Genomic DNA, 21,182 nt, shown 5'->3' with positions numbered 1-21,182 from the left:
AAATCCTATGAAATACACTGCACTTGCCCTGGGCATGATGATCGCGGCTGGCCCGGCGCTGGCTGAGGTGAGCGTTGACAGCTGCAACCGTCAGGTCCAATTCGATGCCCCGCCACAGGCGGCCATCTCCAACGATGTGAACCTGACTGAGATGATGCTGGTGTTGGGTCTGGCAGATCGCATGGTGGGCTACACCGGCATTTCCGGCTGGAAAACATTGGATGAAGAGATGCGCGCAGGCATCGAAGCCTTGCCTGAGCTTTCAGCGAAATACCCCACCAAGGAGGTGCTGATCGGCGCCGAGGCTGACTTCTTCTTTGCGGGCTGGAACTACGGCATGAAGGTCGGTGGCGAAGTCACCCCCGAGACCCTCGCCCCGTTTGGCATCAAGGTCTATGAGCTGACCGAAAGCTGCATCCACATCGGCGACAAGCCCAAGGTCAGCATCGACGACATGTATAACGACCTGACCAACCTCGGCAAAATCTTCCAGGTGGAAGACAAGGCCGAAGCACTGGTTGCCGGTTATAAGGCGGAACTGGCGGCCTTCACCGCGGATCTGGAAACCGGCGATCCGCTGCGCGTCTTTGTCTATGACAGCGGCGAAGACAGCCCTTTCACCGCAGGCCGTTACGCCATGCCCACCGCGCTGATCGAAGCGGCAGGCGGCACCAACATCATGGACGACTTTGAAAAAAGCTGGGGCACCGTGAACTGGGAAGCCGTGGTTGAGCGCAACCCTGAGGTCGTGGTCATCGTGAACTACGGCAATGTCACCGCCGAAGAAAAGCGCGCCTTCATGATGAACAACCCTGCCTTTGCTGATCTGGATGCGGTGAAGAACGACCGGTTCGTCGTGCTGGAATATGTCGAAGCCACCCCCGGCCCGCGCAATATCAACGCCGTAAAGAAGCTGGCCAACGGCTTCTGGGGGAACTGAGATGCAGCAGGGACGGTCCCGTCTGTCATTTTGGGCGATCAGCCTGGGCGCTTTCGTAATGCTGGGGCTGTCCCTGTCCATGGCGATTTCACTCGGGGCGGTCTCCGTCCCCTTTGGCACCGTCTGGGGCGTGTTCTTTGACCGGATTGGCCTACCAATATGGGAGTCAGACTGGTCCAAAGGCCGCGCTGCCATTGTCTGGGATATACGTTTTCCGCGCGCCCTACTGGCGGTGATGGTGGGGGCAGGTCTGGCCGTTGTGGGGGCCGTCTTGCAGGCGGTGACCCGCAATCCACTGGCCGATCCACATCTGTTGGGCATTTCCTCCGGTGGTGCTTTCGGGGCGATCCTGGCCCTGTTGCACACCGGTTTATTTCTGGGGCTGCTGACCGTTCCCTTGCTGGCGTTTTTGGGCGCCCTGGGGGCCACGGTGCTGGTCCTGGGCGTTGCCAGACTGGCCGAGGCCACCAGCGCGGACAGGTTGGTCCTGGCAGGGGTTGCCGTGTCCTTTGTCATCATGGCCGCGGCCAATGTGCTGATTTTCTTGGGCGATCCCCGCGCCACCCACACGGTGGTGTTCTGGATGCTGGGCGGTTTGGGACTGGCGCAATGGTCGCATCTGATCTTTCCGCTGGCTATCCTGATCCCGTCTGCTCTGTGGCTCTGGCTCCAGGCCCCGCGCCTCAACGCGATGACCATCGGCGATGAAACCGCCGCTACCATGGGCATCCCGGTGGCCCGGTTCAGACTGGTGGTTTTTGCCGTCAGCGCGTTGATCACCGGGGTGATGGTGGCCTTTTCCGGGATGATCGGGTTTGTCGGGCTGATGGTGCCCCATATTGCCCGGCTGTTTGTCGGGGGGGATTATCTGCGGGTCATTCCGGCCTCAGCCGTGATCGGGGGCATCTTCCTGCTGCTGGCCGATATTGCCGCCCGCACCGTCATGGCGCCTGAGGATATGCCGATTGGCATTGTTACCGGGTTGGTGGGCGGTCTGTCCTTTATCCTGCTGCTGCGGAAATAGAGCGCTTACCGGATCGTGTTGCCCGCTGTGCTGACGGTCAATGGAGATCCGGTGCGTACCGGACCGCGATGCAATCCGGCACATGCCTCAGGCCTTCGGCGCATACTCCGCCGGATTAACCGCCTTGGGCCGCCCCGGCAAATCCAGCGTGGTGACCACTGGCGCCGTGCGGGCAATCACCCGCCCTTTGCGGATCACCGCCAGACGGTTGGCCCGCAGGCGCACCGCTTCGATTTTGTCACTGGCCTGCAACAGCACCATGTTTGCCGCACAGCCTTTGGCGATGCCGTAGCCGTCCAGCCCCATGATCCGGGCCGAGTTTTCCGTCACCGCGTCGAAGCACCAGGCCATATCCTCACGGCTGGAAAGCTGCCCCACATGCAATCCCATGAAGGCCACATCCAACATGTCGGCCTTGCCCAGCGAATACCACGGATCCATCACACAGTCTGAGCCAAAGCCAACCGTGATCCCGGCATCGCGCAATTCGCGTACACGGGTCTGGCCCCGGCGTTTGGGATAGCTGTCATGGCGGCCCTGCAGCATGATGTTGATCAGCGGGTTTGGGATGGCATGCACCCCCGCTTCCACCATCAGCGGGATCAGCTTGGAGACATAGTAATTGTCCATCGAATGCATTGAGGTCAGATGTGATCCTGCCACCCTGCCCTGCAGGCCAAGGCGCTGGGTTTCATAGGCCAGCGTCTCAATATGGCGGGACATGGGATCATCGCTTTCGTCGCAATGCATATCCACCATCAGCCCCCGGTCTGCCGCGATCTGGCACAGCTGACGCACGCTGTCCGCGCCATCTGCCATTGTGCGCTCGAAATGTGGGATGCCGCCCACTACGTCCACACCCATATCCAGCGCACGAATGGTGTTTTCCATCGCCGTCGGATCCCGCAGCACGCCATCCTGCGGAAAGGCCACCAGCTGCAGATCAAGGTACTCCTTCACCTGCTCGCGCACCTCCAGCAGGGCCGCAACGCCTTTCAGCTCATCATCGCAGGTGTCCACATGGCTTCGGATCGCGCCGATCCCCATGCTGACCGCCAGATCGCAGTAGCGCAGCGCCCGCTCCACGATCTGATCAACGCTTTGCAGCGGTTTCAACTCCCCCCAGAGCGCAATACCCTCCAGCAAAGTGCCGGACACATTCATCCGTGGCGTGCCCAGCGACAGGGTGGCATCCATATGGAAATGCGGATCCACAAAGGGCGGGGTGACCAGCTGGCCCTCGGCCTCAATCACCTCGGCGGCCTCAGCACTGATCCCGGCCTCCACCGCGGCGATCAAACCGTCTTTACAGGCGATGTCCACGCCACAGGTGCCGTCAGGCAGGGTGGCGTTTTTGATAATCAGATCAAACATGTATCCTCCAGCGCTTGATCAGCGTTGCCCTTTGAACCACGGCGTCAGCAGGGCGCGTGGATAATCGGCGCGCCGTGCGGCAATCACAAGGGCGACAATCGACAAAACGTAAGGCGCCGCGATGAAGACCTGACTGGGCACCAGTGCACCCACCTCGGTTTGCAGACGCACCTGCAACGCATCAAAGGCGCCAAACAACAGCGCCCCGAGGAGCGCCTTGCCCGGCCGCCAACTGGCAAAAATCACCAGCGCGATACAGATCCAGCCCCGCCCGTTCACCATGCCAAAGAAGAAGCTGTCAAAGGCAGACATCGTCAGAAACGCACCGCCCAAAGCCATCAGCGCCGATCCCGCCACAACGGCCCCAATGCGCAGCCCATAGACCGAAAGGCCCTGCGCATCCACGCTGTCGGGATTGTCCCCTACGGCCTGAATGGCCACCCCCAAGGGCGTGCGGTTCAGCACATACCAGACCAGAAGCACCATCAGCAGCGCCAGCCAGGTAAAGGCGGTTTGCTGAAACAGCACCGGCCCCAGAAACGGCAGATCCGACAGAACAGGAATGTCCAGCGCCCGGAAGGATTCGATCTTGGGCGGCGACGATACCGTGGGCAGCGCCGTGCGATAGGTGAAATAGCTGAGGGAGGTGGCAAACAGCGTCACCCCCAGACCAGACACATGCTGCGACAGGCCCAAAGGCACCGTCAGGATCGCATGTAACAGGCCAAACGCCGCACCTGCCACAGCCGCCGCCAGCACACCGCCCCAAAGGCCCAGCCCCAGCCAGACGGCCATCCAGCCAACCATGGCGCCGGTGACAAAAATGCCTTCAATCCCCAGGTTCAAAACGCCCGACTTCTCACAGAGCAGCGCGCCAAGGACGCCGAAGATCAACGGTGTGGCAATGCGCAAGGAGGCCGCCCAGAAGCTTTCGGACATCAGGATGTTGAGAATATCCATCATGATGCCTCTCCCTTCGTGGGGGCGCTGCGGGTGATTTTGTAGCGGGCAAAGAAGCCGCCGATCAGCACGCAAAGCAGCGACATCGAAACGATCAGATCCGCCAGATAAGACGATACGCCCATCGACCGGCTCATGCTATCGGCACCGACAAAGACGCTGGCGATAAACAGCGCGGCGACCACAACACCTACAGGCGACAGGCCCGCCAGCATGGCCACAACGATGCCGGTGTAGCCAAACCCCGGTGACAGGTCAGCGGTCAGATACCCCTTCAGCCCCGCAACCTCACTCACGCCAGCCATGCCCGCCAGACCGCCCGAAACAATCGCAACGCTCAACAGGGTCCGGTCCACGCCGATGCCGGCATGACGCGCTGCCGGGGCGTTTTCACCCACCGCGCGCAGTTTGAACCCCCAGACCGACCGCGACAGCATCACCTGCGCCACGGCGGCCGCGACCAATGCGATGATCAGCCCGGAATGCACCCGCATCCGTGTCATCAGCCCCGGCAGGGTGCCCTCATCCAGGATCGGCGCGCTTTGCGGCCAGCCCATGCCCATTGGATCCTTTAGCGGACCCTCCAGCATATATTGCAGGAAAATCAAAACGATGAAGTTGAGCAGCAAGGTGGTCACCACCTCATCCGCGCCAAAACGGGTTTTGAGAACCGTGGGCACCACCATGCCCGCCGCCCCTGCGGCGCAGCCCATCACGATGATGACCGGCACCAGAATGTAGCTTGGCGCCTCAATCGCGCCGGCCCCGATGGCAACCGCCGCCATCGCACCAAGGTAAAGCTGCCCCTCAGCCCCGATATTCCAGAGCCGGGCGCGAAACGCCAAGGCGGCTGCCAGACCGGTAAAGATCAGCGGTGTTGCCCGGGTCAGCATTTCCGACACCGCAAAAAGCGAGCCGAAGACTCCTTTGACCATCTCACCATAGGCGGTCAGGATATTGGCCCCGGCAAAGGCCAGCGGGATCGCGGCGGCCAGCAATGCGATCACCGCAGACAGCACCGGCAGCCCCAGTTTAAACGCCTGCGAGGTCGCAGCGCGTGGTTCAATCCGTATCATTGTGTTTCTGCTCCGCTTTGCTGCGGTTCATGCGGGGTTACTTCGCCCGCCATCATCAGGCCAATCGCTTCGCGGTCGCGCGTCTCTGCCTCAATCATTTCGCCGTCATGGATCACCACCACCCGGTCCGCGAGGCCCAGAATTTCATCCAGGTCTTCTGAAATCAGCACAATCCCGGCCCCTGCTGCACGCGCCTCCAACAGGCGGCGCGCCACCTCAGAAGCGGCCAGCATGTCCAGACCACGTGTCGGCTGGTTGGCCAGGATCAGCTTGGGGCTTTGCTCAAAGACCCGCGCCAGGATCATTTTCTGGATGTTCCCGCCAGACAGCAGCCGCGCCCGCGCGCCGACGCCCGGCCCGCGCACGTCATAGTCTGCTGTCAACTTTTCGGCGTTGGCGGTGATCGCGTCCTTTTTCAGGAAACCGGCAGATTGCACTTCGGGATCGGACAGCCGTTCGATCACCATGTTTTCCGCCACACTCATCGCGCCCACCATACCGTCGTGGTGGCGATCCTCCGGGATGCGGCCAACTCCTGCCTTGATCATATTGGTCGGCGTCACCTGCGCGACCTCTTCTGCAGCAAGGGTCACACGCCCCGATGTCGGGCGGTTCAACCCCGAGATCAAGCCGGCCAGCGCACTTTGCCCGTTGCCAGATACCCCGGCGATGCCAAGGATTTCATGGGCGTGCACCGTTAGGTTCGCCCCGGTCAGGCTGTCACGTTTGGACCGGCCAGTCACCGAAACATCCTGCAGCGTCAGCACCGGCGCCCCCGGCGTCATCTCCTGCCGTGCGGTTTCGGGCGTATCGGCCCCCACCATCATGCGGGCGATGATGCGTTCATCAGCCTCAGCTGTGGCAATCTCACCCACCTTTTTGCCATGTCGCAGCACCGCAATCCGCTGGGAAAAGGCCAGCACTTCCCGCAGCTTATGCGAGATAAAAATGACCGAGAGTCCTTCGCGCGTCATGGCGCCGATATTCTCAAACAGTGTATCGGCCTCTTGCGGGGTCAACACGGCGGTGGGTTCGTCCAGCACCAGAATGCGCACATCGCGGTAGAGCGCTTTCAGGATCTCAACCCGCTGACGTTCGCCAACCGACAGCCGCCCCACGGGCGTGTCCAGCGTGACGGTCAGGCCGGTGTGCTGCATGATGCGTTCGATCTTGGCCCGCGCGGCCTTCAGATCGCGGCGCAACAGGCTCAACCGTTCGGAGCCAAGCACAATGTTGTTCAAAGCCGAGAGGTTTTCAGCCAGCGCAAAGTGCTGATGCACCATGCCAATGCCCGCGGCCAGTGCCGCCTGGGGGTGGCCCAGCGGCAGCGCCTGCATCTGGCCAGCCTCATCGGCAACCTCAACCGTGCCTGCGTCGGGCATGTAATGCCCAAACAGCATGTTCATCAGCGTGGTTTTGCCCGCGCCGTTTTCGCCCAAAAGCGCAAGGACTTCCCCTTTGTGCAGCTCCAGATCCACGCAATCATTTGCGATGACCGAACCGAACCGCTTGGAAAGCCCGTTCAGAGATAAAACTTTGGTATCTGTCACGTGAGTGAAATGGCCGGCGCACCGAAAGGCGCACCGGCCCTGTCCTTAATTGTCCGAGACCGGGCGGTCGTCGTTCACGTTCACACGGAACATGCCACCCAGAATGTCGGCCTCTTTAGCGCGCACCTTCTCCACCACATCGGCCGAGATCAGCGCCTCATCCATGACCAGCGATCCGCCGCCATAAGCCATGAAACTATACTGACCGTAATCCGAGGCCTCAAAGCTGCCGCTGGCAACGCTGGCGACGGCTTTGTCAATGGTGGCTTCCATGTGCCACAGGGCCGAGGCCAGAATGGTGCCCGGGTAGTCACCCGAGGTGTCAATCACATTGCCGATCGCCTTCACACCACGCTCCACGGCAGCATCCGAAACACCGAAGCGTTCGGCGTACATGATGTCCGCACCCGCATCCATCATGGCAAAGGCGCTTTCTTTGGCCTTTGGCGGATCATACCAGCTGTCGATGAAGTTCACGATGAACTTGACCTCAGGGTTCACCTCACGGGCGCCATCCATGAAGGCGTGCATCAGGCGGTTCACCTCAGGGATGGCGTAGCCACCAACCATGCCGATCACGTTGCTTTCGGTGGCGGCACCGGCAACCATGCCCGACAGGTAGCTGGGTTCATGGATCCAGTTGTCAAAGACCGAGAAGTTCGGCGCCACCGCCCCAAAGGACGATCCCATCAGGAAGGCGGTTTCCGGATAGTCTTTGGCCACTTTGCGCGCCGCGCGCTCCAGACCGAACACCTCACCCACGATCAGCTGTTTACCCTGTTCGGCATATTCACGCATCACCCGCTCATAGTCGGTGTTGGCGACGTTTTCCGAAAACACATATTCAATATCGCCACGCTCCGCCGCTGCATTCAGCGCCTTGTGGATCCGGCTGATCCACTGCTGTTCCACGGGCAGCGTGTAAATTGCCGCGACTTTCACCGCCTCGGCCGCAGCCATGCCTGCCGAAGCAGCCAGGCCAAAGCCCACGGTCATCGCCAATGCCACACGACGTGACACGGTTTTCAATGTCTTCATAATCAGACCCCCTGTTTTGATTTATTGCGTCAACCGTCTTGCTTTTTGACCAACCGGTCAATGCTTTTCCCCTAGGGAAACGCGCCTCTTGGTTGTGAGATGCCTCATTTTCAGGCGCATGGACTGTTTTCTGGGCAGCGCTAATCCACCTCATCGTTGCCGCACTAACTCTATGTGAATAAAGGAAAATCCCAACCATCCGAAAGGCCGCAGCGCGGGACTGCGGCCTGTGCCTGTCTTGATCGGTCAGCAGAGGCGATTTTGTAAGCTATTGGCCACCGAGGTCAGGGTTTACCTCACGCGACTCAGCCAAATCCCTCTTCAAAAGCGATCTCACCCAGCCAATCCGGCGTGTCGATCAGGGGATTGCGGTTGCCCTGCACCTTGGCAATCTCCGCGTTGCGGTGGCGTTCATAAAGGCTGGGCGGTTCCGCCTTGGCCCAATCCAAAATGATCCCGAGGTTCGATTTCGTCAGCTCTTTCTTACTGCCTGATTTCACATCACCAACCACGCCGGGGTAGCGCAGCAGGAAGTAAAGCGTGGCGCGGGCGACGGCCCCCTTGCCTGCCGTGGGCTCAAACCGGCGTTTATCCCGCAGCCCACACATCGGACGAGCGGCCTCCAATTCGGGGTTGGCCAGGGCCTCAACCGCCAGTACCTCTGCCGCCAGCAGCTTGGCCTCCTCCTCGCTTGAAAACTCGGAATAGGGAATGTTGGAGCGGAAGCTGTTACAGCCGCCTTCGCAGGTAAACAGATGGTGCAGATCGCTTTTCTGCGCCCGCTTCTCAGCCTCGCCTTTGAACCAGGACTGCGGCACCACATGTTCGCAGTTGAAGGTGCTGGTGGCCTCCAGCAGCGCATCCTCCAGCTCAATCGCCTCCGGCGTCAGGTCGGCCCGGGCGATTTCCTGCACCCGCGCCGCCTGCGACAGGGCCGCCTCCACCGCGATCCGTTCTGCCAGGAACAGCTCCTCAGCCATGACATCGTTTGAATAGATGGAACGTAGGGTTTCATCGGGGTGGCGGTCAATCCACGGGTAGAGGTGATCGTGGCGCGCGTCATAATAGCTGAACACCGTGTGATGGCTGTCTTTCAGCAGGCCATGCAACGCCCAGAAGCGATCCTTCTTGGTCATCGACCCCGCCAAACCGCTGTAATAGTTGCCAGCTGCCAGCGTATCGGCCCCGGCGTCGTAATAAGTGCCACGCGGCTCAAACACGCTTTCGACACGGGCCGGGGTGCTGTCTGGCAGTTCAACGGGTGGCGGCGGGGTTGGGCTGGCCTTTGGCGTTGGTGCCGGGCTGGCGGGCATCTGCCCGGCCCCGCCCAGCGGGCCAAAGGTCAGTTGGAAGTTCCACCGCGCCACACCATCCGCGCCCACCGTCAGCCCCGGTGTCTGCTGACCTGAAGCGCCACCCCCTGCCCGTTCCTCAAACCCATCAAAGTCGCCGGCATCAAAGAACTCCATCACCGGCGCAGGCTCAAACGCGCGATCAAACAGCGCCTCATCCACCGAGGACAGGCCGCGCGCGCGCATTTCAGTGACGATGCTGGAAATCCGCACCCCTTCGTTGGCGATCCAATGAATGGTTTTGGGATCATCCACGCCGTTCTGGAAGACCGATCCGTCCTGCTTCAGCCAGCGCCCCATGGCATCGGTGTTTGGTACACCTGCATGATGCAGCCCGGCCACCTGCCACTGGTCATTGGCACAGAAAGAGCCCGAGGTGCCCCGCATCGTATCGGTGGTGTAATGCAGGAAGTCATCGACCACTTTCACAATCTTGTTCTGACGAATGGCGATCTGCTGACGTTGGCCGCCGGGGTGCTGAATGATGTTGATCGGCTCACCGATCACCGCTTTGCCGCTGTCAGCGATCAGATGCATCCAGCCGCGCTCCTCAACTTGCTGACCGCTGCCGTTTTCCGGCTCCACCGCGACGATGGTGAAATCAAGGGGGCCGCTTGTCTGAAAGAAACGCGCCGGGTCAAATGCGAAATGCACCGGGGTCAACGGCGCACCATCCGCGCCCAGGGCGTAGTCAAATTCAATATAGCTCGCCGCCGCCTCCGCCGGGGTGCGCAGCACATGATTGTTGGTCATCAGCAGCTGCGGCGAAATCATGAACCCGGTGCCATGCCCCAACACGCCCCCCGCTGCGTTGCGGATCACCACCCGCCCCACGGTGCGCGCGGCCGTCATGCCGCGGGTGAAAAAGGCCACGCCCATCAACTCATTCTGTTCGATGATCCGTTCCAGCGCGGAGACATGAGGCATGCCTTTTCCGGTCGCCTCTTTGACAAACTCTGCCGCCAGATCCGCCCGCCCCATTTGCAGGAAACGGTTCACATAGCGAGGCAGCTCATCTGTCTTGTTGATCTCAGCCGTGTTGCCGGATCGCACAACGGCCTCAAACGCGGACTGAGGGTTTTGCGTATCGCGGAAATGGCGGGCCACGGCGGCGTCAATAGCCGCTGCATTCAAACGGGTTTTCATCAAAGACCTCATAAAAATAGCGTTGAGTTGGGCCGCCTCAACTTGGGCGGCGACAGGTCAATCACAGCCCCCGATCAAACCAGAACAGCCGAAAATGCGGCACGGGGCGAAATGAAATGTAGCAAAAGTGGATTTATGGTAGCACGAATCCCGTCGCGAAAAAACGCCCGGGTTTAGCTGGCATCCGCGCAGTCATAGACACGCACTTCGCGTTCCAAAAACAGCGGCTTTGACGGATCAAACCGGCGCAGCTCGGCGCAATCACGATCCAGCGCCTGCAAAAACTGGCGACGTATTTCCGATTCAAAACGGTGGGCGTAATTGGCAAAATCCTGAACCACAAACAGGCTGAAGCCTTGGTTCATCCAATAGCTGCGTTGCCACTCTTCCGCCTGCAACGGCCAGGTATGGGCTTTGACGTCGTAACCTTCCTGGCCGTCATCAACCGACTCCAGCCCATACATCACCACGGGCATGTGTACGTAGAACAGTGCGCCCTCGGCTGAGGTGTGAATGATCCGATCCTCGGCCACCTCAGGCGCGTCGATCTTATATTTGCGCGCCAGCCGCTCAATCCGCCGCAACTCCACCGCCTGGGCTTCTTTCTGCTGCGGGATCCGGTGGGCAGCGGCGGTCAGGATACGGCGGTCAGCGTGGTTTTCCGCCAGATAGTTATCCAGCGCCACCTGCACAGGCATCGCGGTCGCCTGCGTCAGCACTATCACGCTTCCCCAAATGCTCAGGCCCAGCCCCACGGCCAGCCAGGATGCGGCCAGATGTTGCGACAGGCGCGGGCCGCTTTCGACATAGGCCGCCAAAGCCACGGCGCCTACAAACAGGTAACCTGCAAAATTGGCGATCCACAGGTGTTCGGGCTGGCGGCTGCCGGTGATCCAAGCCGTCGCCAGCGTGCCAATGGTGAGGGCCAGCCAGATCACCAGCAGGCTGCCCTTCTGCGACAGACGCGGCGCGGTGAGGATCAGGAAGGGGGATAGGATTGCCGCCAAGGCCATTGCGGAGGTCATGCCGAATGCCGTTTCAAAGCTGCGGGCGATCAGCGTTGTGATCCCCGCCCAAGGTCCAGCGGTGCCGCCCTGCACAGACATCACTGATTGAATACGCTGATATTCAAGGAAGTTCTGGAAATCCAGCAGCGCGCCGATGTTGAAGATGGGCCACAAGCCCGCCGTCAGAAGAAACACCCGGGCAAAGGATTTCAACGCCGCGCCTGTGCCTTCCTGCTGCGCCAAGAGCGCCAGCCAGCCCAGCCCCATCGGCAGCAGGACAAAAATCGCTGAATGTTTGAAGCTCAGCGCCAGGGTGACCGAGAGGCCAAGGATCAGATCCCAGCGGCCGTGGCGTGGATCGTCCATGCGCATCAGCATCGCCCAGATGCAGGCCATCATCGCTGTTGCGAGGCCTGCGTCCCCTTTTGAGATATGCGCCATGAACACCGCCAGCGGGAAAAACGCCCCCAACAGCCCGATCGCTATGGCGCTTCGCTGTTTCAGGCGCAGCTGCCGCGCCGCCAGAAAGAACAGCACCGCCATCCCTGCCCCCCAAAGCGCGGTCATCGCCCGGGTGGCCATGTAAAAGGCGGTTGGATCAGCAAAATACTGGTCGCGGAAAGCCCCGGCACTGTCCCACCAGCCCGCCACCATCCCGACGGCAAACAGCACCACCAAAGCAACCGCATTGAGATAGTTGATAAACGGCGGGTAGAAGTGTTGCCCGGGGATCAGCTGCCCCGTCAGCACCTTGGCAGCATCATTCACACGCTCATCCCCGTGGAAATAGCCATAGTCCAAACCGGTCAACCGCAGGCCCAGCGCCAAAAGAAAAAGCGCCAGGCAGGTCAACGCCTCAGTTTTGCCAAATCTCTTCATTAAACGGTCCCAGAACCACGCGCCAAAACGGCTAATGCAGAAGCTTCTGCATTTCTTGGTAAACGCAAAACCCTTGTCGAAGCAAAGGAAAGGCGCGTAACACCAAGTCAAAAGCAGTCGTATAGCTCTTTAGATATATTTCTTGGAAACAACACAGGTTGATGACCCAGATTGTAGACGCCAAAACAGATCCAACAGCCAGCGCGCCCACGACTGCGTTGCCACTTTACGTTGACCTGGACCACACATTGGTGCGCACCGATGTGGCGCAGGAAATGCTGATCCGGTCAGCCAAATCCCCTGTCGCCCTATGGCGCGCCTTGAAGGCAACCCTGCAACAGGGGTTCAGCGGTCTAAAATCCGCGCTGGCCCAAGAGGTGCCGCTGCGCGCGGATCTGTTGCCCTATAATGGGGCTGTTCTGGATCACATCGCAGCAGCCCGCGCCGCGGGTCGCCCTGTCATACTGGCCACCGCCGCCGATCAACACGTGGCAGAGGCCGTGGCGGCGCATCTGGGTGTCTTTGACGAAATCATTGCCTCCTCCCCCGGCAGCAACCTTAAAGGGGCGGCGAAGCTGGCGGCCATTCAGGCCCATTGTGACAACGGCCCGTTTGAATACTTAGGCGACAGCCGGGCGGACATGCCGATCTGGCAGGCGGCGACAGCCCGCGGTTTTGCCAAAGCCCCGAAAGAAGCACAGCATTGGCTGGATGAGGCGACGCTACAACCCACCGCAACGGGTTCTACCGCTCGTGCCTTGCTGAAGGCGATGCGACCCCATCAGTGGGCCAAAAACGCGCTGTTGTTCCTGCCTCTGATCTTTGCCCATCTCTATACTGATGGGGCCAGCCTGATGGCTGCGGCTCTGGGGTTTCTGGCGTTTTCGCTCTGTGCCTCAGCGGTCTATCTGCTGAATGATCTGTTGGATGTAGACTCGGACCGGGCGCATGCAACGAAATGCAACCGCCCCTTTGCCGCAGGGACGTTGCGCCCGTTCACAGGGCTTGCCGCCTCGACCGGGCTGTTTGCACTTGCGCTCATCTTCGGGGCGCTGATCGGGCCACTGTTCCTGGCCATCCTGATCACCTATGTGACCCTGACCAAGGCCTATTCGCTCTGGCTGAAACAGTATTCCACCATCGATGTGGTGGTTCTGGCGCTGCTATACACGGTGCGCATCATTGCAGGCGCGGCTGCGATCATGGTGATGCCCAGCCCGTGGCTGTTGACCTTCTCTTTGTTCTTTTTCCTCAGCCTCGCCTACATGAAGCGCTATATTGAGCTGTCGCGCCTGATCGCGGCGGAGGCACAGGCCGATGAACGCCTGCCTGCCCGCAACTACTACAGCGGCGATATCACGGTGGTGCAGACCTTTGGCATCGCAAATGGAGCGCTGTCGCTGCTGACACTGGCTGAGTACGTCAACAGCGACACCGTGAAAGAACGCTACCTCACGCCCGAGTTTCTGTGGCTGCTGCTGCCTGTGATGATGTTCTGGACCTATCGCAGCTGGATGTGGGCCAACCGCGATCAGATCGGGGATGACCCGGTTGTTTTTGCCCTGCGTGATCAGATCAGCCGCATTTCTGTCGCAGCAATGTTGGCGATTGTGCTGCTGGCCCGTTACGTCGATTTGAGGGGATTTGGCGGATGAGTCTATCTGGTTTCCTGCTGGTTCTGGTCAGCGTCAGCCTGTCTGCCGTGGCCCAAACGGCGTTCAAAATGGGCGTGTCCCGCGTGACCCTGCCTGAAGCCGCAGCGCTGTGGCTGAAGGCCGCGAGCTTCCTCTTTTCACCGTTAGTGCTGCTGGGTCTGGCGCTATATGGCGTCGGGACGGTTCTGTGGCTCTTTGCCCTGCGCCAGATGGATCTGTCGCTGGCCTATCCCTTTGTGGCGATGAGCTTTGTCATGGTCTCCGTCTCAGGCATCGTTTTCCTGGGCGAGCCTGTCAGCCTGCCCCGGCTTCTGGGGCTGGCGCTGATCATCCTGGGGCTGCTGGTGATGGCCCGGGGCTGATTCCGGACCGGACACACAGCCAAAAATGGCGCACCCATGTGGGCACGCCTTGATCTTCACTGTTCAGACGGGTTGGAACCGGTAGGCCTGCCCCTCCGCCACAACGGTGCCAACACCGGGGAAAGCAAAATGCGTGGCCGCAATTGGCGTGCCTTTGGTTGCGGCCTCAGCCAGCAGGGTCTGGCGGGTGGCTACGGCTGCGGCAGCATCCCCGTCCAGGGCATATGTCACCTGGGGCTGAGCCATCTGGATCTGTTCCGAGATCACCGCGTCCGATACGATCAGCAGCTCCTGTCCGCCGCTTTGCAGCTGCACACCGGTATGGCCCGGCGTATGGCCTGGCAGGGGCGCCAGGGTGACACCGGGGGCCAGCTCTGCCGCGCCGTCATGGGTCACCACCCGATCCGCGATCCCAGCCGCAACGCTTTGGATCATCTCAACCATCGGGCGGTTTTCCTCGGGCACCAGACCGGGCAGATCCGGGTTGGTCCAGAACCCCCATTCCGCCGCAGCCACATGAATGGTCACCCCTGCAAAGGCCGCCGGATCGGCAAAGCCGCCCAGATGATCGGCATGCATGTGGGTCAACACGATGTCAGTCGGCTGTACACCCCGCAAATCCCCCCAGGCCGCACCGGTTTCTGGGAACCTGGCCTTCAGCGCTTTGGCCGAGCCGGTATCAACAAGGATCACACGATCACCGCTGCGGATCAGCCAGAGGTTCGCGCCAATCTCCACCTGATCGCCCAGTTCCATGCCCTCGGGCAGATTGCCGAAATAGGCGGCAGGCAGGGTGAACCGGCCATCATCGAAGATCCGCAGATCAATCTCACCGATCTTCATGTCATGTACACGTGCGCTCATAACGCTCTCCTATGTCTTTGATGAAATGGGATATGGCCTGTGGCGCGGATCAGCGATATTGTCACAAGTGACTGTGAATTTGCGGATTGCGCCATTATGATGACATCTGCCCCTCGTGTTCTCCTCCTCGACTATCCCGGTGCGCTGGCATCTGCAGTGCTGGGGCTGGTGGATATACTGACACACGCGGGCCTCCGGCCCGAGACAGTGCGCCCACAGGACATGACAGCGGCGGACTGGGCAAACATGCCGGGCGCCAGTGCGATCCTGTTGCCGCCGGCAGCCACGGCCCCTGATCCTGTCGCCCACCCCGATCTGCCGCGCTGGATTGCGGACCAGGCGCAGCAGGGCGCGCTGATTTGTTCCGCCTGTGTTGGGGTGATCTGGGTGGCCGCTGCCGGTCTTGACGCCGGGCGCCCGGTGACAACCCATTGGGGCGCGGGCCATAATCTGCAGCGCCATTGGCCGGATCTGCAGATCAACACCGATCGGCTGGTGATCGAATATGACGATCTGGTCACCGCGGGCGGATTGATGGCCTGGGTGGATCTGGCCCGGATTGTGATTGAACGGCTGTGCGGGCATGCAAAAATGCTGGAAACCGCGCGCCATTTTGTGGTGGATCCCTGTCGGCGCGATCAGCGCCGGTTTCAGCGGTTCCAACCCCAGTTTGACCATGGAGATGCCAAGGTGGCCGAGGCCCAGCACGGGCTGGCCCGCGACCTTGCGCATCCGCCTGCCCTGCCCCTGCTGGCGCAGCGGCTGGGCCTATCACCACGCAGCTTGCAGCGGCGGTTCCAGCGGGCCACCGGGCTGACCGTCACCCAATACCTGCAGCAGTTGCGGGTTGAACATGCCAAAACCTTGCTGGCGGACAGCGCCCTGCCGGTTGCAGAGGTGGCGGCGCAATCGGGGTATCAGGATCTGCCTGCCTTTCACCGCGTCTTTGGCCGCATCAGTGGTCAGACCCCGGCCGCCTTCCGCAAAAGCCTGCGCGACATGACAAAGGGCGGCGCCTGTGGCACCGCCCTTTAACACAATTTGCAAACACTTGGATCAGATCACCCCAAGGTGCAGGTTGACCGCGATCAGGATCAGCAGTCCGCCGCCAATCCAGCCGAGCGCCTCACGCAGATGCCGGCGTTTGTTGATCGCCCCGGCCAGGCTGGAGCCCATGAAGACAACCAACATATCCGATGGGATTGCCGTCAGCGGGACCAGTGCGCCAAGGATCAGGAACTGCAGCTCAACGCTGCCATTGCCCTCCCCCATCCTGATGAAGGGCGGCAGGAACAGCGCGAAAAACAGCACCGTTTTGGGGTTCAGCAGTTCCACCAGAACCCCCTGCCAGACGATCGCACGCACGGGTTTGCGCACCACTTCGCTGACATGCAGATCCGCCAGCGCTGCCGCGCGGGCTTCGCGGATCATGCCGATGCCCAGCCAGATCAGATAGGCCGATCCCAGATAGCGCAGGCCCGGCACGATCCAGGTGAACTTGGCAAACACCGCCGCAAGCCCCATCGCGGTGGCCACGGCCAGCGCCATGCCCCCCAGCGCCAGCCCAAAGGCCGAGGCCAGCCCAGCAACCCGGTCCTGCCCCACCGTGCGCGACAGCACGTAAAGCATCGAGGGACCGGGTGTCGCGCTAAGTGCAAATCCCGCAAGCAGCACCGCCAAGATCGTTTCAAAGGGTGGCATCAGTGCTGATCTCCCTGCAGTCGGCCTTCAAAGGGGTTTGAGAAGTTGGTATCTGACTGACCGTCCCGCAGATAGGGGAAATCGCGCATAAGCATAGTCTCCAGATGTTCCCCCGCTTTGAATGGCGTATAGCCTGATGGGCGGCTTTCGCTGATAAGCTGAGGGAAGGGTTCAATCATCGTGTCGTAATTTGCGGCTACAAAATACGGCATCGAAAACCGTTCTGCGCTTGAATTCAAGACCCTATGAGGTGTTGAGCGCAAAATTCCGTTGCTCCAGGCCTCCAACATGTCGCCAATATTGACCACAAAGACCGAATGATCGACCGGCACGTCGATCCATTTACCAGAGGTTGCAAGGACTTGCAGGCCGGGGTTGCGTGTATGCAACAGAGTCAGACATTCATAGTCCGTATGGGCGCCCATATTGACCGATTTATGGTCGGTGGTCTCATCGTCGCGCAGGTAATGCAGCAGGCGCAGCTGTGAAACAGGCTTGTCCATCTGGGCCAGCATGGCGCCCTGCGGCAGGCCAAGGTGCTGCTCCAACGCACCAGTCACCCGCTGACCAAGCCGCGCGATCTGCTGGTAATAGGTGCCGATGATCTGGGCAAATCCGGGGCTATCCGGCCAGACATTTGGCCCCAACAGGCGGTTGCCCGCCAGATAATCCGGGTCATCCGCCGGCAGATCCAGACCCAGATCAAACGCCTCATAGCTGCGGTTTTTCTCATCGGCATAATCGCCTTTTTCACTGAACGGCACATAGCCGCGGTGATTGCTGCTGTTGCCGATGTAATGGCGCATCTTGTGCCGTTCGGGCTGCGCAAAGAACAGCGCGGCCACCGCATAGGCCGCCTCGATCAGCACCGGATTGATGCCGTGATCGCAGATCCGGAAAAACCCGAACTGCCGTGCGGCCTGACCGATCTGGTCTGCAACCGCTTGCTGTTTGACAGGATCCTCACTGCTGAGATCGCTGAGACTGATCAACGGCAGGGTGCCGTCGTCATAGGGGGTGAAAGATGATGTTTTAATGTTCATTTTCTGCTCCAGTTGAGTTGTGGCCAGAGACAGATATTCAGGGTTTTAGGAAAAATTGTGGAAATTCAATGACTTATCGGTGATTGAAGGAAGCGGAAGCTACTCACCCATAAGGTGATTTGCCACTCCAAGCAGCTTAGAGGCGAAATTTTGTGCAATCACAGAAGATTAGCCTTTGAACCAAGGTGCCAAGCCACCACACACACCCAAAGATTCCCGCTTTTTTGGCTGAAATCTGTGGCTGAATTTGGATGCTCACACCCCAGCCCCCATGATCCCGCCTGCACTTAGGTTCTAGTTGACAGCTTTATTATACAGATGCACAACAAGACAAAACACACCTGTAGACCACTCGCGCTGTATTGGGGGTGTCCCCGCCCCACAGCCACTTGAATAAGGACAACAGCCATGAAACTGGCCGATATCACCACCCGGTTGGCCGGGTTGGGCGGCGCCAAATGGGCGGTGCATTTTGCGGCGCGTGATCGCATTGAGGCGGGCGAAGACATCATTGAAATGACCATTGGCGAACCTGATGTGCCAGTGCCAGACAGATTGGTTGCCGCCAGTATTGAAGCGCTGAACGCCGGGCGCACGCAATATTCCAACGGACAAGGCGAAGAAGGGCTGCTGCAGGCTCTAGCGGATCGCTACACACAACGGATTGGTCGGCCCTTTGGACCTGAGAACTTCCTCTGCCTGCCGGGCACCCAGACCGCGCTTTATGCCGTGATGATGGGCGTTGCCGAAACGGGTGATGAGGTGCTGGTGGGCGATCCGATGTATGCGACCTACGAAGGGGTGGTGCGTGCAACTGGCGCCACGATGGTCCCGGTGCCCCTGCGGGACGAACATGGGTTCCGCATGCAGGCCCATGATCTGGCCGCCGCAATCACCCCCAAAAGCCGCGCCATCCTGCTGAACTCCCCGCACAACCCCACCGGCGCGGTCCTCAGCCGGGACGAGCTGCAGGCGATCGGTGCATTGGCCCGTCAGCACAACCTCTGGATCATTTCGGATGAGGTGTACGAAGATCTGATCTTTGATGGGACCACCTTCTGTTCGCCCCTTGCCCTGCCCGAAATCGCGGATCGGGTCATCGCGGTGGCCTCAATCTCCAAATCTCACGCAGCGCCTGGGTTCCGCAGCGGCTGGTGTGTTGGCCCTGCCGCCTTCTGCGAGGCTTTGCTGCCCGTTGCCGAAACCATGCTGTTTGGCAACCAACCCTTCATCGCCGACATGACCGAAGTTGCCGTGCGCGAAGGATCGCCCGTGGCGGCAGGCATGGCTGCGCGGTTCAGCGCGCGTGCCACCCGGCTACGTGATCGATTACAGGCACAGAGTGACCTCGCCGTGCATATGCCAGCGGCGGGCATGTTTGCATTGGTGTCCGCCAAGGCCCTTGGGCTTGATGGTGAAGCCTACGCCTGGGCGTTGTTGGATCAGGGCGTTGCCGTGATGCCGGGCAGTGCCTTTGGCGATGGCCTGCAGGACTGGGTGCGTGTTGCCCTGACCATCCCAGACGACCAGTTTGATCAAGCAATTGACCGTATGCTGACCCATGCCAAAGCCACTCAGCCACAGGCGGTCGCCTCATGAGCAAGACCAAACCCACCGTCGGCGAAGCACTGGTCAGCGGCTTGAAACAGCGCGGCGTTGACTGCGTCTTCGGCATTCCCGGCGTGCATTCGATTGAGCTTTACCGAGGTCTGGATCTTGACGGGATCCGCCACGTCACCCCCCGGCATGAACAGGGTGCGGGTTTCATGGCCGATGGCTATGCCCGCGCCAGTGGCAAACCCGGTGTGGCCTTCGTGATCACCGGCCCCGGCCTGACCAACACGATCACCCCCGTGGCCCAGTCCCGTGCGGACTCGGTCCCGGTTTTGGTGGTCTCGGGCGTCAATGCCCGCGCCACTTTGGGTCAGGGCATGGGCCATCTGCATGAGTTGCCCGACCAGCAGGGGTTGATGCAAACCGTGGTCGCGACCTCGGAACAAGTGAGCAACCCTGACGCCTTGAACGGCGCGTTAACGCGCGCCTTTGACGCGATGCAGGCCACGCGCCCGACGCCCGCACATATTGAGGTGCCGCTGGATGTGGCCGGCGTCACGGCCAACCCGCTGGCGCCCCCTGCCCCACCAGCCGCCACGAAAGCCGCCGCAGATGACGCGCTGCAACAGGTGGTCACCCAGCTGACGCAGGCAGAACGGGTGGTGATCCTTGCCGGCGGCGGTATCAAAACCGGTGGGGCCGCGTTGCAAACTTTGGCAGAGCACCTCGACGCGCCGGTGGTTCAGACCACCAATGCGCGCGGGTTGATGCATCAGCATCGCTTGACCGTGCCCGCCAGCCCCAGCCTGAAACCGGTGCGCGATCTGATCGAGGAGGCCGACTGCGTGCTGGCCCTTGGGACCGAATTGGGGCCGACCGACTATGACATGTACGCAACCGGCGACATGGCGCAGATGCGCGGGCTGATCCGGGTGGACATCTGCCCGGATCAAATCGCCCGTCACCCGCATGTGATCGCCCTCTGCGCTGATGCGTCAACGGTGGCGGGTCAACTGGCCGCCGTACTGCCAAGCCGCGCCGAAACCGATGGTGTTGCCCGGGCCGAGGCCTGCCGCACCGCCGCCTGGGCTGCCCTCGGCCCAGCCTACCGCGCCAATGTTGCGATGCTCAACGCGATGCGCGATGCCCTGCCCGGCGCGCAGATCGTGGGCGATTCCACGCAGCCGATCTATGCAGGAAATCTCTATTACGATCATAACGTTGCGGGGGGATGGTTCAATTCCTCCACCGGCTATGGTGCCTTGGGCTACGCGATCCCCGCGGCGATTGGCGCGGCCATTGCCAAGCCCGATCAGCCAACCATCTGCCTGACCGGTGATGGGGGCGCGCAGTTTTCGCTGCCCGAATTGGCCGTCGCCGCGCAGGAGGGCCTGCCGGTACGCTTTGTGATCTGGAACAACTACGGATTTGGCGAAATCGCTGCCGCCATGCGCGACGTGAATGCACCGGTGATTGGCTGCGATCCAACCCCGCCCCGTTTTGCCGACACCGCCGCCTCCTACGGGATGGTGTACCGGCAGGTGCCTGATCAGCCCGAGGCGCTGAGCGCTGCCCTGCGCGACACGGCGCAGGCGCCCGGTCCGGTGATGATTGAGGTTGTGATTGCTTCATAGCCAGTAGTGAACAGGCCCGGCGG

17 protein-coding genes are annotated in these 21,182 nt (G+C 60.8%); 7 read left to right on the top strand and 10 right to left on the bottom strand.

Features of this window, described 5'->3' with window-relative positions:
• The first annotated feature begins 7 nt into the window (after positions 1-7).
• Entirely contained in the window at positions 8-940 is a 933-nt protein-coding gene (locus TL5118_RS15815; RefSeq protein ID WP_058244705.1) for an ABC transporter substrate-binding protein, read from the top strand.
• 1 nt (position 941) lies between these two features.
• Positions 942-1,964 (top strand): FecCD family ABC transporter permease, encoded by a 1,023-nt coding sequence (locus tag TL5118_RS15810; protein WP_058244706.1) that lies wholly within the window; start codon positions 942-944, stop codon positions 1,962-1,964.
• Positions 1,965-2,051: 87 nt separating this feature from the next.
• On the opposite strand, the gene TL5118_RS15805 is transcribed toward TL5118_RS15810, so the two are convergent.
• From TL5118_RS15805 to TL5118_RS15775, 7 genes are all read right to left on the bottom strand, one after another.
• Positions 2,052-3,338, bottom strand: coding sequence for an amidohydrolase family protein (locus TL5118_RS15805; protein WP_058244707.1), 1,287 nt, complete (start codon positions 3,336-3,338; stop codon positions 2,052-2,054).
• Between the two features lie 18 nt (positions 3,339-3,356).
• On the bottom strand, positions 3,357-4,298 hold the full coding sequence (locus TL5118_RS15800) for an ABC transporter permease (RefSeq protein WP_058244890.1): 942 nt from the start codon (positions 4,296-4,298) through the stop codon (positions 3,357-3,359).
• Positions 4,298-5,371, bottom strand: a complete 1,074-nt coding sequence (locus TL5118_RS15795) for an ABC transporter permease (protein WP_370701686.1) — start codon at positions 5,369-5,371, stop codon at positions 4,298-4,300. The genes TL5118_RS15800 and TL5118_RS15795 overlap by 1 nt, the downstream gene beginning before the upstream one ends.
• Entirely contained in the window at positions 5,371-6,924 is a 1,554-nt protein-coding gene (locus tag TL5118_RS15790; protein ID WP_058244709.1) for an ABC transporter ATP-binding protein, read from the bottom strand. Before TL5118_RS15790 ends, TL5118_RS15795 begins: the two co-directional genes overlap by 1 nt.
• 45 nt (positions 6,925-6,969) lie before the next feature.
• Positions 6,970-7,962 carry a BMP family protein gene (locus TL5118_RS15785; RefSeq protein WP_058244710.1) on the bottom strand — a complete coding sequence of 331 codons (993 nt, stop codon included), beginning with the start codon at positions 7,960-7,962 and terminating at the stop codon, positions 6,970-6,972.
• Positions 7,963-8,267: 305 nt separating this feature from the next.
• Positions 8,268-10,460 (bottom strand): endonuclease, encoded by a 2,193-nt coding sequence (locus TL5118_RS15780; RefSeq protein WP_058244711.1) that lies wholly within the window; start codon positions 10,458-10,460, stop codon positions 8,268-8,270.
• A gap of 173 nt (positions 10,461-10,633) precedes the next feature.
• The gene (locus tag TL5118_RS15775; RefSeq protein WP_058244712.1) at positions 10,634-12,346 is read right to left on the bottom strand and encodes a glycosyltransferase family protein; all 1,713 of its coding nucleotides are present in this window, start codon (positions 12,344-12,346) and stop codon (positions 10,634-10,636) included.
• 161 nt (positions 12,347-12,507) lie between these two features.
• Between TL5118_RS15775 and TL5118_RS15770 the strand changes: the two genes are divergently transcribed.
• Both TL5118_RS15770 and TL5118_RS15765 read left to right on the top strand, forming a co-directional pair.
• Positions 12,508-14,001, top strand: a complete 1,494-nt coding sequence (locus TL5118_RS15770; protein ID WP_058244713.1) for a UbiA family prenyltransferase — start codon at positions 12,508-12,510, stop codon at positions 13,999-14,001.
• Positions 13,998-14,363 carry an SMR family transporter gene (locus tag TL5118_RS15765; protein ID WP_058244714.1) on the top strand — a complete coding sequence of 122 codons (366 nt, stop codon included), beginning with the start codon at positions 13,998-14,000 and terminating at the stop codon, positions 14,361-14,363. Before TL5118_RS15770 ends, TL5118_RS15765 begins: the two co-directional genes overlap by 4 nt.
• A 63-nt stretch (positions 14,364-14,426) precedes the next feature.
• Here TL5118_RS15765 and TL5118_RS15760 read toward each other — a convergent pair whose 3' ends face one another.
• Positions 14,427-15,227 carry an MBL fold metallo-hydrolase gene (locus TL5118_RS15760; RefSeq protein WP_058244715.1) on the bottom strand — a complete coding sequence of 267 codons (801 nt, stop codon included), beginning with the start codon at positions 15,225-15,227 and terminating at the stop codon, positions 14,427-14,429.
• 99 nt (positions 15,228-15,326) lie between these two features.
• Here TL5118_RS15760 and TL5118_RS15755 point away from each other — a divergent pair, with 99 nt between their 5' ends.
• Positions 15,327-16,262, top strand: a complete 936-nt coding sequence (locus TL5118_RS15755; RefSeq protein ID WP_165590055.1) for a GlxA family transcriptional regulator — start codon at positions 15,327-15,329, stop codon at positions 16,260-16,262.
• Between the two features lie 21 nt (positions 16,263-16,283).
• Here the strand turns inward: TL5118_RS15755 and TL5118_RS15750 are convergent, their stop codons facing one another.
• Positions 16,284-16,928 carry a LysE family translocator gene (locus TL5118_RS15750; protein WP_058244717.1) on the bottom strand — a complete coding sequence of 215 codons (645 nt, stop codon included), beginning with the start codon at positions 16,926-16,928 and terminating at the stop codon, positions 16,284-16,286.
• Entirely contained in the window at positions 16,928-17,971 is a 1,044-nt protein-coding gene (locus TL5118_RS15745; protein WP_082626389.1) for an isopenicillin N synthase family dioxygenase, read from the bottom strand. Before TL5118_RS15745 ends, TL5118_RS15750 begins: the two co-directional genes overlap by 1 nt.
• A 408-nt stretch (positions 17,972-18,379) precedes the next feature.
• Between TL5118_RS15745 and TL5118_RS15740 the strand changes: the two genes are divergently transcribed.
• Positions 18,380-19,570 carry a pyridoxal phosphate-dependent aminotransferase gene (locus TL5118_RS15740; protein ID WP_058244718.1) on the top strand — a complete coding sequence of 397 codons (1,191 nt, stop codon included), beginning with the start codon at positions 18,380-18,382 and terminating at the stop codon, positions 19,568-19,570.
• Positions 19,567-21,159 (top strand): 5-guanidino-2-oxopentanoate decarboxylase, encoded by a 1,593-nt coding sequence (locus TL5118_RS15735; RefSeq protein WP_058244719.1) that lies wholly within the window; start codon positions 19,567-19,569, stop codon positions 21,157-21,159. The genes TL5118_RS15740 and TL5118_RS15735 overlap by 4 nt, the downstream gene beginning before the upstream one ends.
• Positions 21,160-21,182 lie beyond the last annotated feature (23 nt).

Source organism: Thalassovita autumnalis, from assembly GCF_001458255.1.
GTDB lineage: Bacteria > Pseudomonadota > Alphaproteobacteria > Rhodobacterales > Rhodobacteraceae > Thalassobius > Thalassobius autumnalis.
The sequence above is the reverse complement of the archived record's forward strand: the minus strand, read 5'-3'. Positions and strand labels throughout refer to the sequence as shown.

What these genes read in the sequence shown, in the direction of transcription:
- TL5118_RS15815 (WP_058244705.1), top strand. Translation starts at nt 8, where the DNA reads ATGAAATACACTGCACTTGCCCTGGGCATGATGATCGCGGCTGGCCCG.
- TL5118_RS15810 (WP_058244706.1), top strand. Translation starts at nt 942, where the DNA reads ATGCAGCAGGGACGGTCCCGTCTGTCATTTTGGGCGATCAGCCTGGGC.
- TL5118_RS15805 (WP_058244707.1), bottom strand. Translation starts at nt 3,338, where the DNA reads ATGTTTGATCTGATTATCAAAAACGCCACCCTGCCTGACGGCACCTGT.
- TL5118_RS15800 (WP_058244890.1), bottom strand. Translation starts at nt 4,298, where the DNA reads ATGGATATTCTCAACATCCTGATGTCCGAAAGCTTCTGGGCGGCCTCC.
- TL5118_RS15785 (WP_058244710.1), bottom strand. Translation starts at nt 7,962, where the DNA reads ATGAAGACATTGAAAACCGTGTCACGTCGTGTGGCATTGGCGATGACC.
- TL5118_RS15780 (WP_058244711.1), bottom strand. Translation starts at nt 10,460, where the DNA reads ATGAAAACCCGTTTGAATGCAGCGGCTATTGACGCCGCCGTGGCCCGC.
- TL5118_RS15775 (WP_058244712.1), bottom strand. Translation starts at nt 12,346, where the DNA reads ATGAAGAGATTTGGCAAAACTGAGGCGTTGACCTGCCTGGCGCTTTTT.
- TL5118_RS15770 (WP_058244713.1), top strand. Translation starts at nt 12,508, where the DNA reads ATGACCCAGATTGTAGACGCCAAAACAGATCCAACAGCCAGCGCGCCC.
- TL5118_RS15765 (WP_058244714.1), top strand. Translation starts at nt 13,998, where the DNA reads ATGAGTCTATCTGGTTTCCTGCTGGTTCTGGTCAGCGTCAGCCTGTCT.
- TL5118_RS15760 (WP_058244715.1), bottom strand. Translation starts at nt 15,227, where the DNA reads ATGAGCGCACGTGTACATGACATGAAGATCGGTGAGATTGATCTGCGG.
- TL5118_RS15755 (WP_165590055.1), top strand. Translation starts at nt 15,327, where the DNA reads ATGACATCTGCCCCTCGTGTTCTCCTCCTCGACTATCCCGGTGCGCTG.
- TL5118_RS15750 (WP_058244717.1), bottom strand. Translation starts at nt 16,928, where the DNA reads ATGCCACCCTTTGAAACGATCTTGGCGGTGCTGCTTGCGGGATTTGCA.
- TL5118_RS15745 (WP_082626389.1), bottom strand. Translation starts at nt 17,971, where the DNA reads ATGAACATTAAAACATCATCTTTCACCCCCTATGACGACGGCACCCTG.
- TL5118_RS15740 (WP_058244718.1), top strand. Translation starts at nt 18,380, where the DNA reads ATGAAACTGGCCGATATCACCACCCGGTTGGCCGGGTTGGGCGGCGCC.
- TL5118_RS15735 (WP_058244719.1), top strand. Translation starts at nt 19,567, where the DNA reads ATGAGCAAGACCAAACCCACCGTCGGCGAAGCACTGGTCAGCGGCTTG.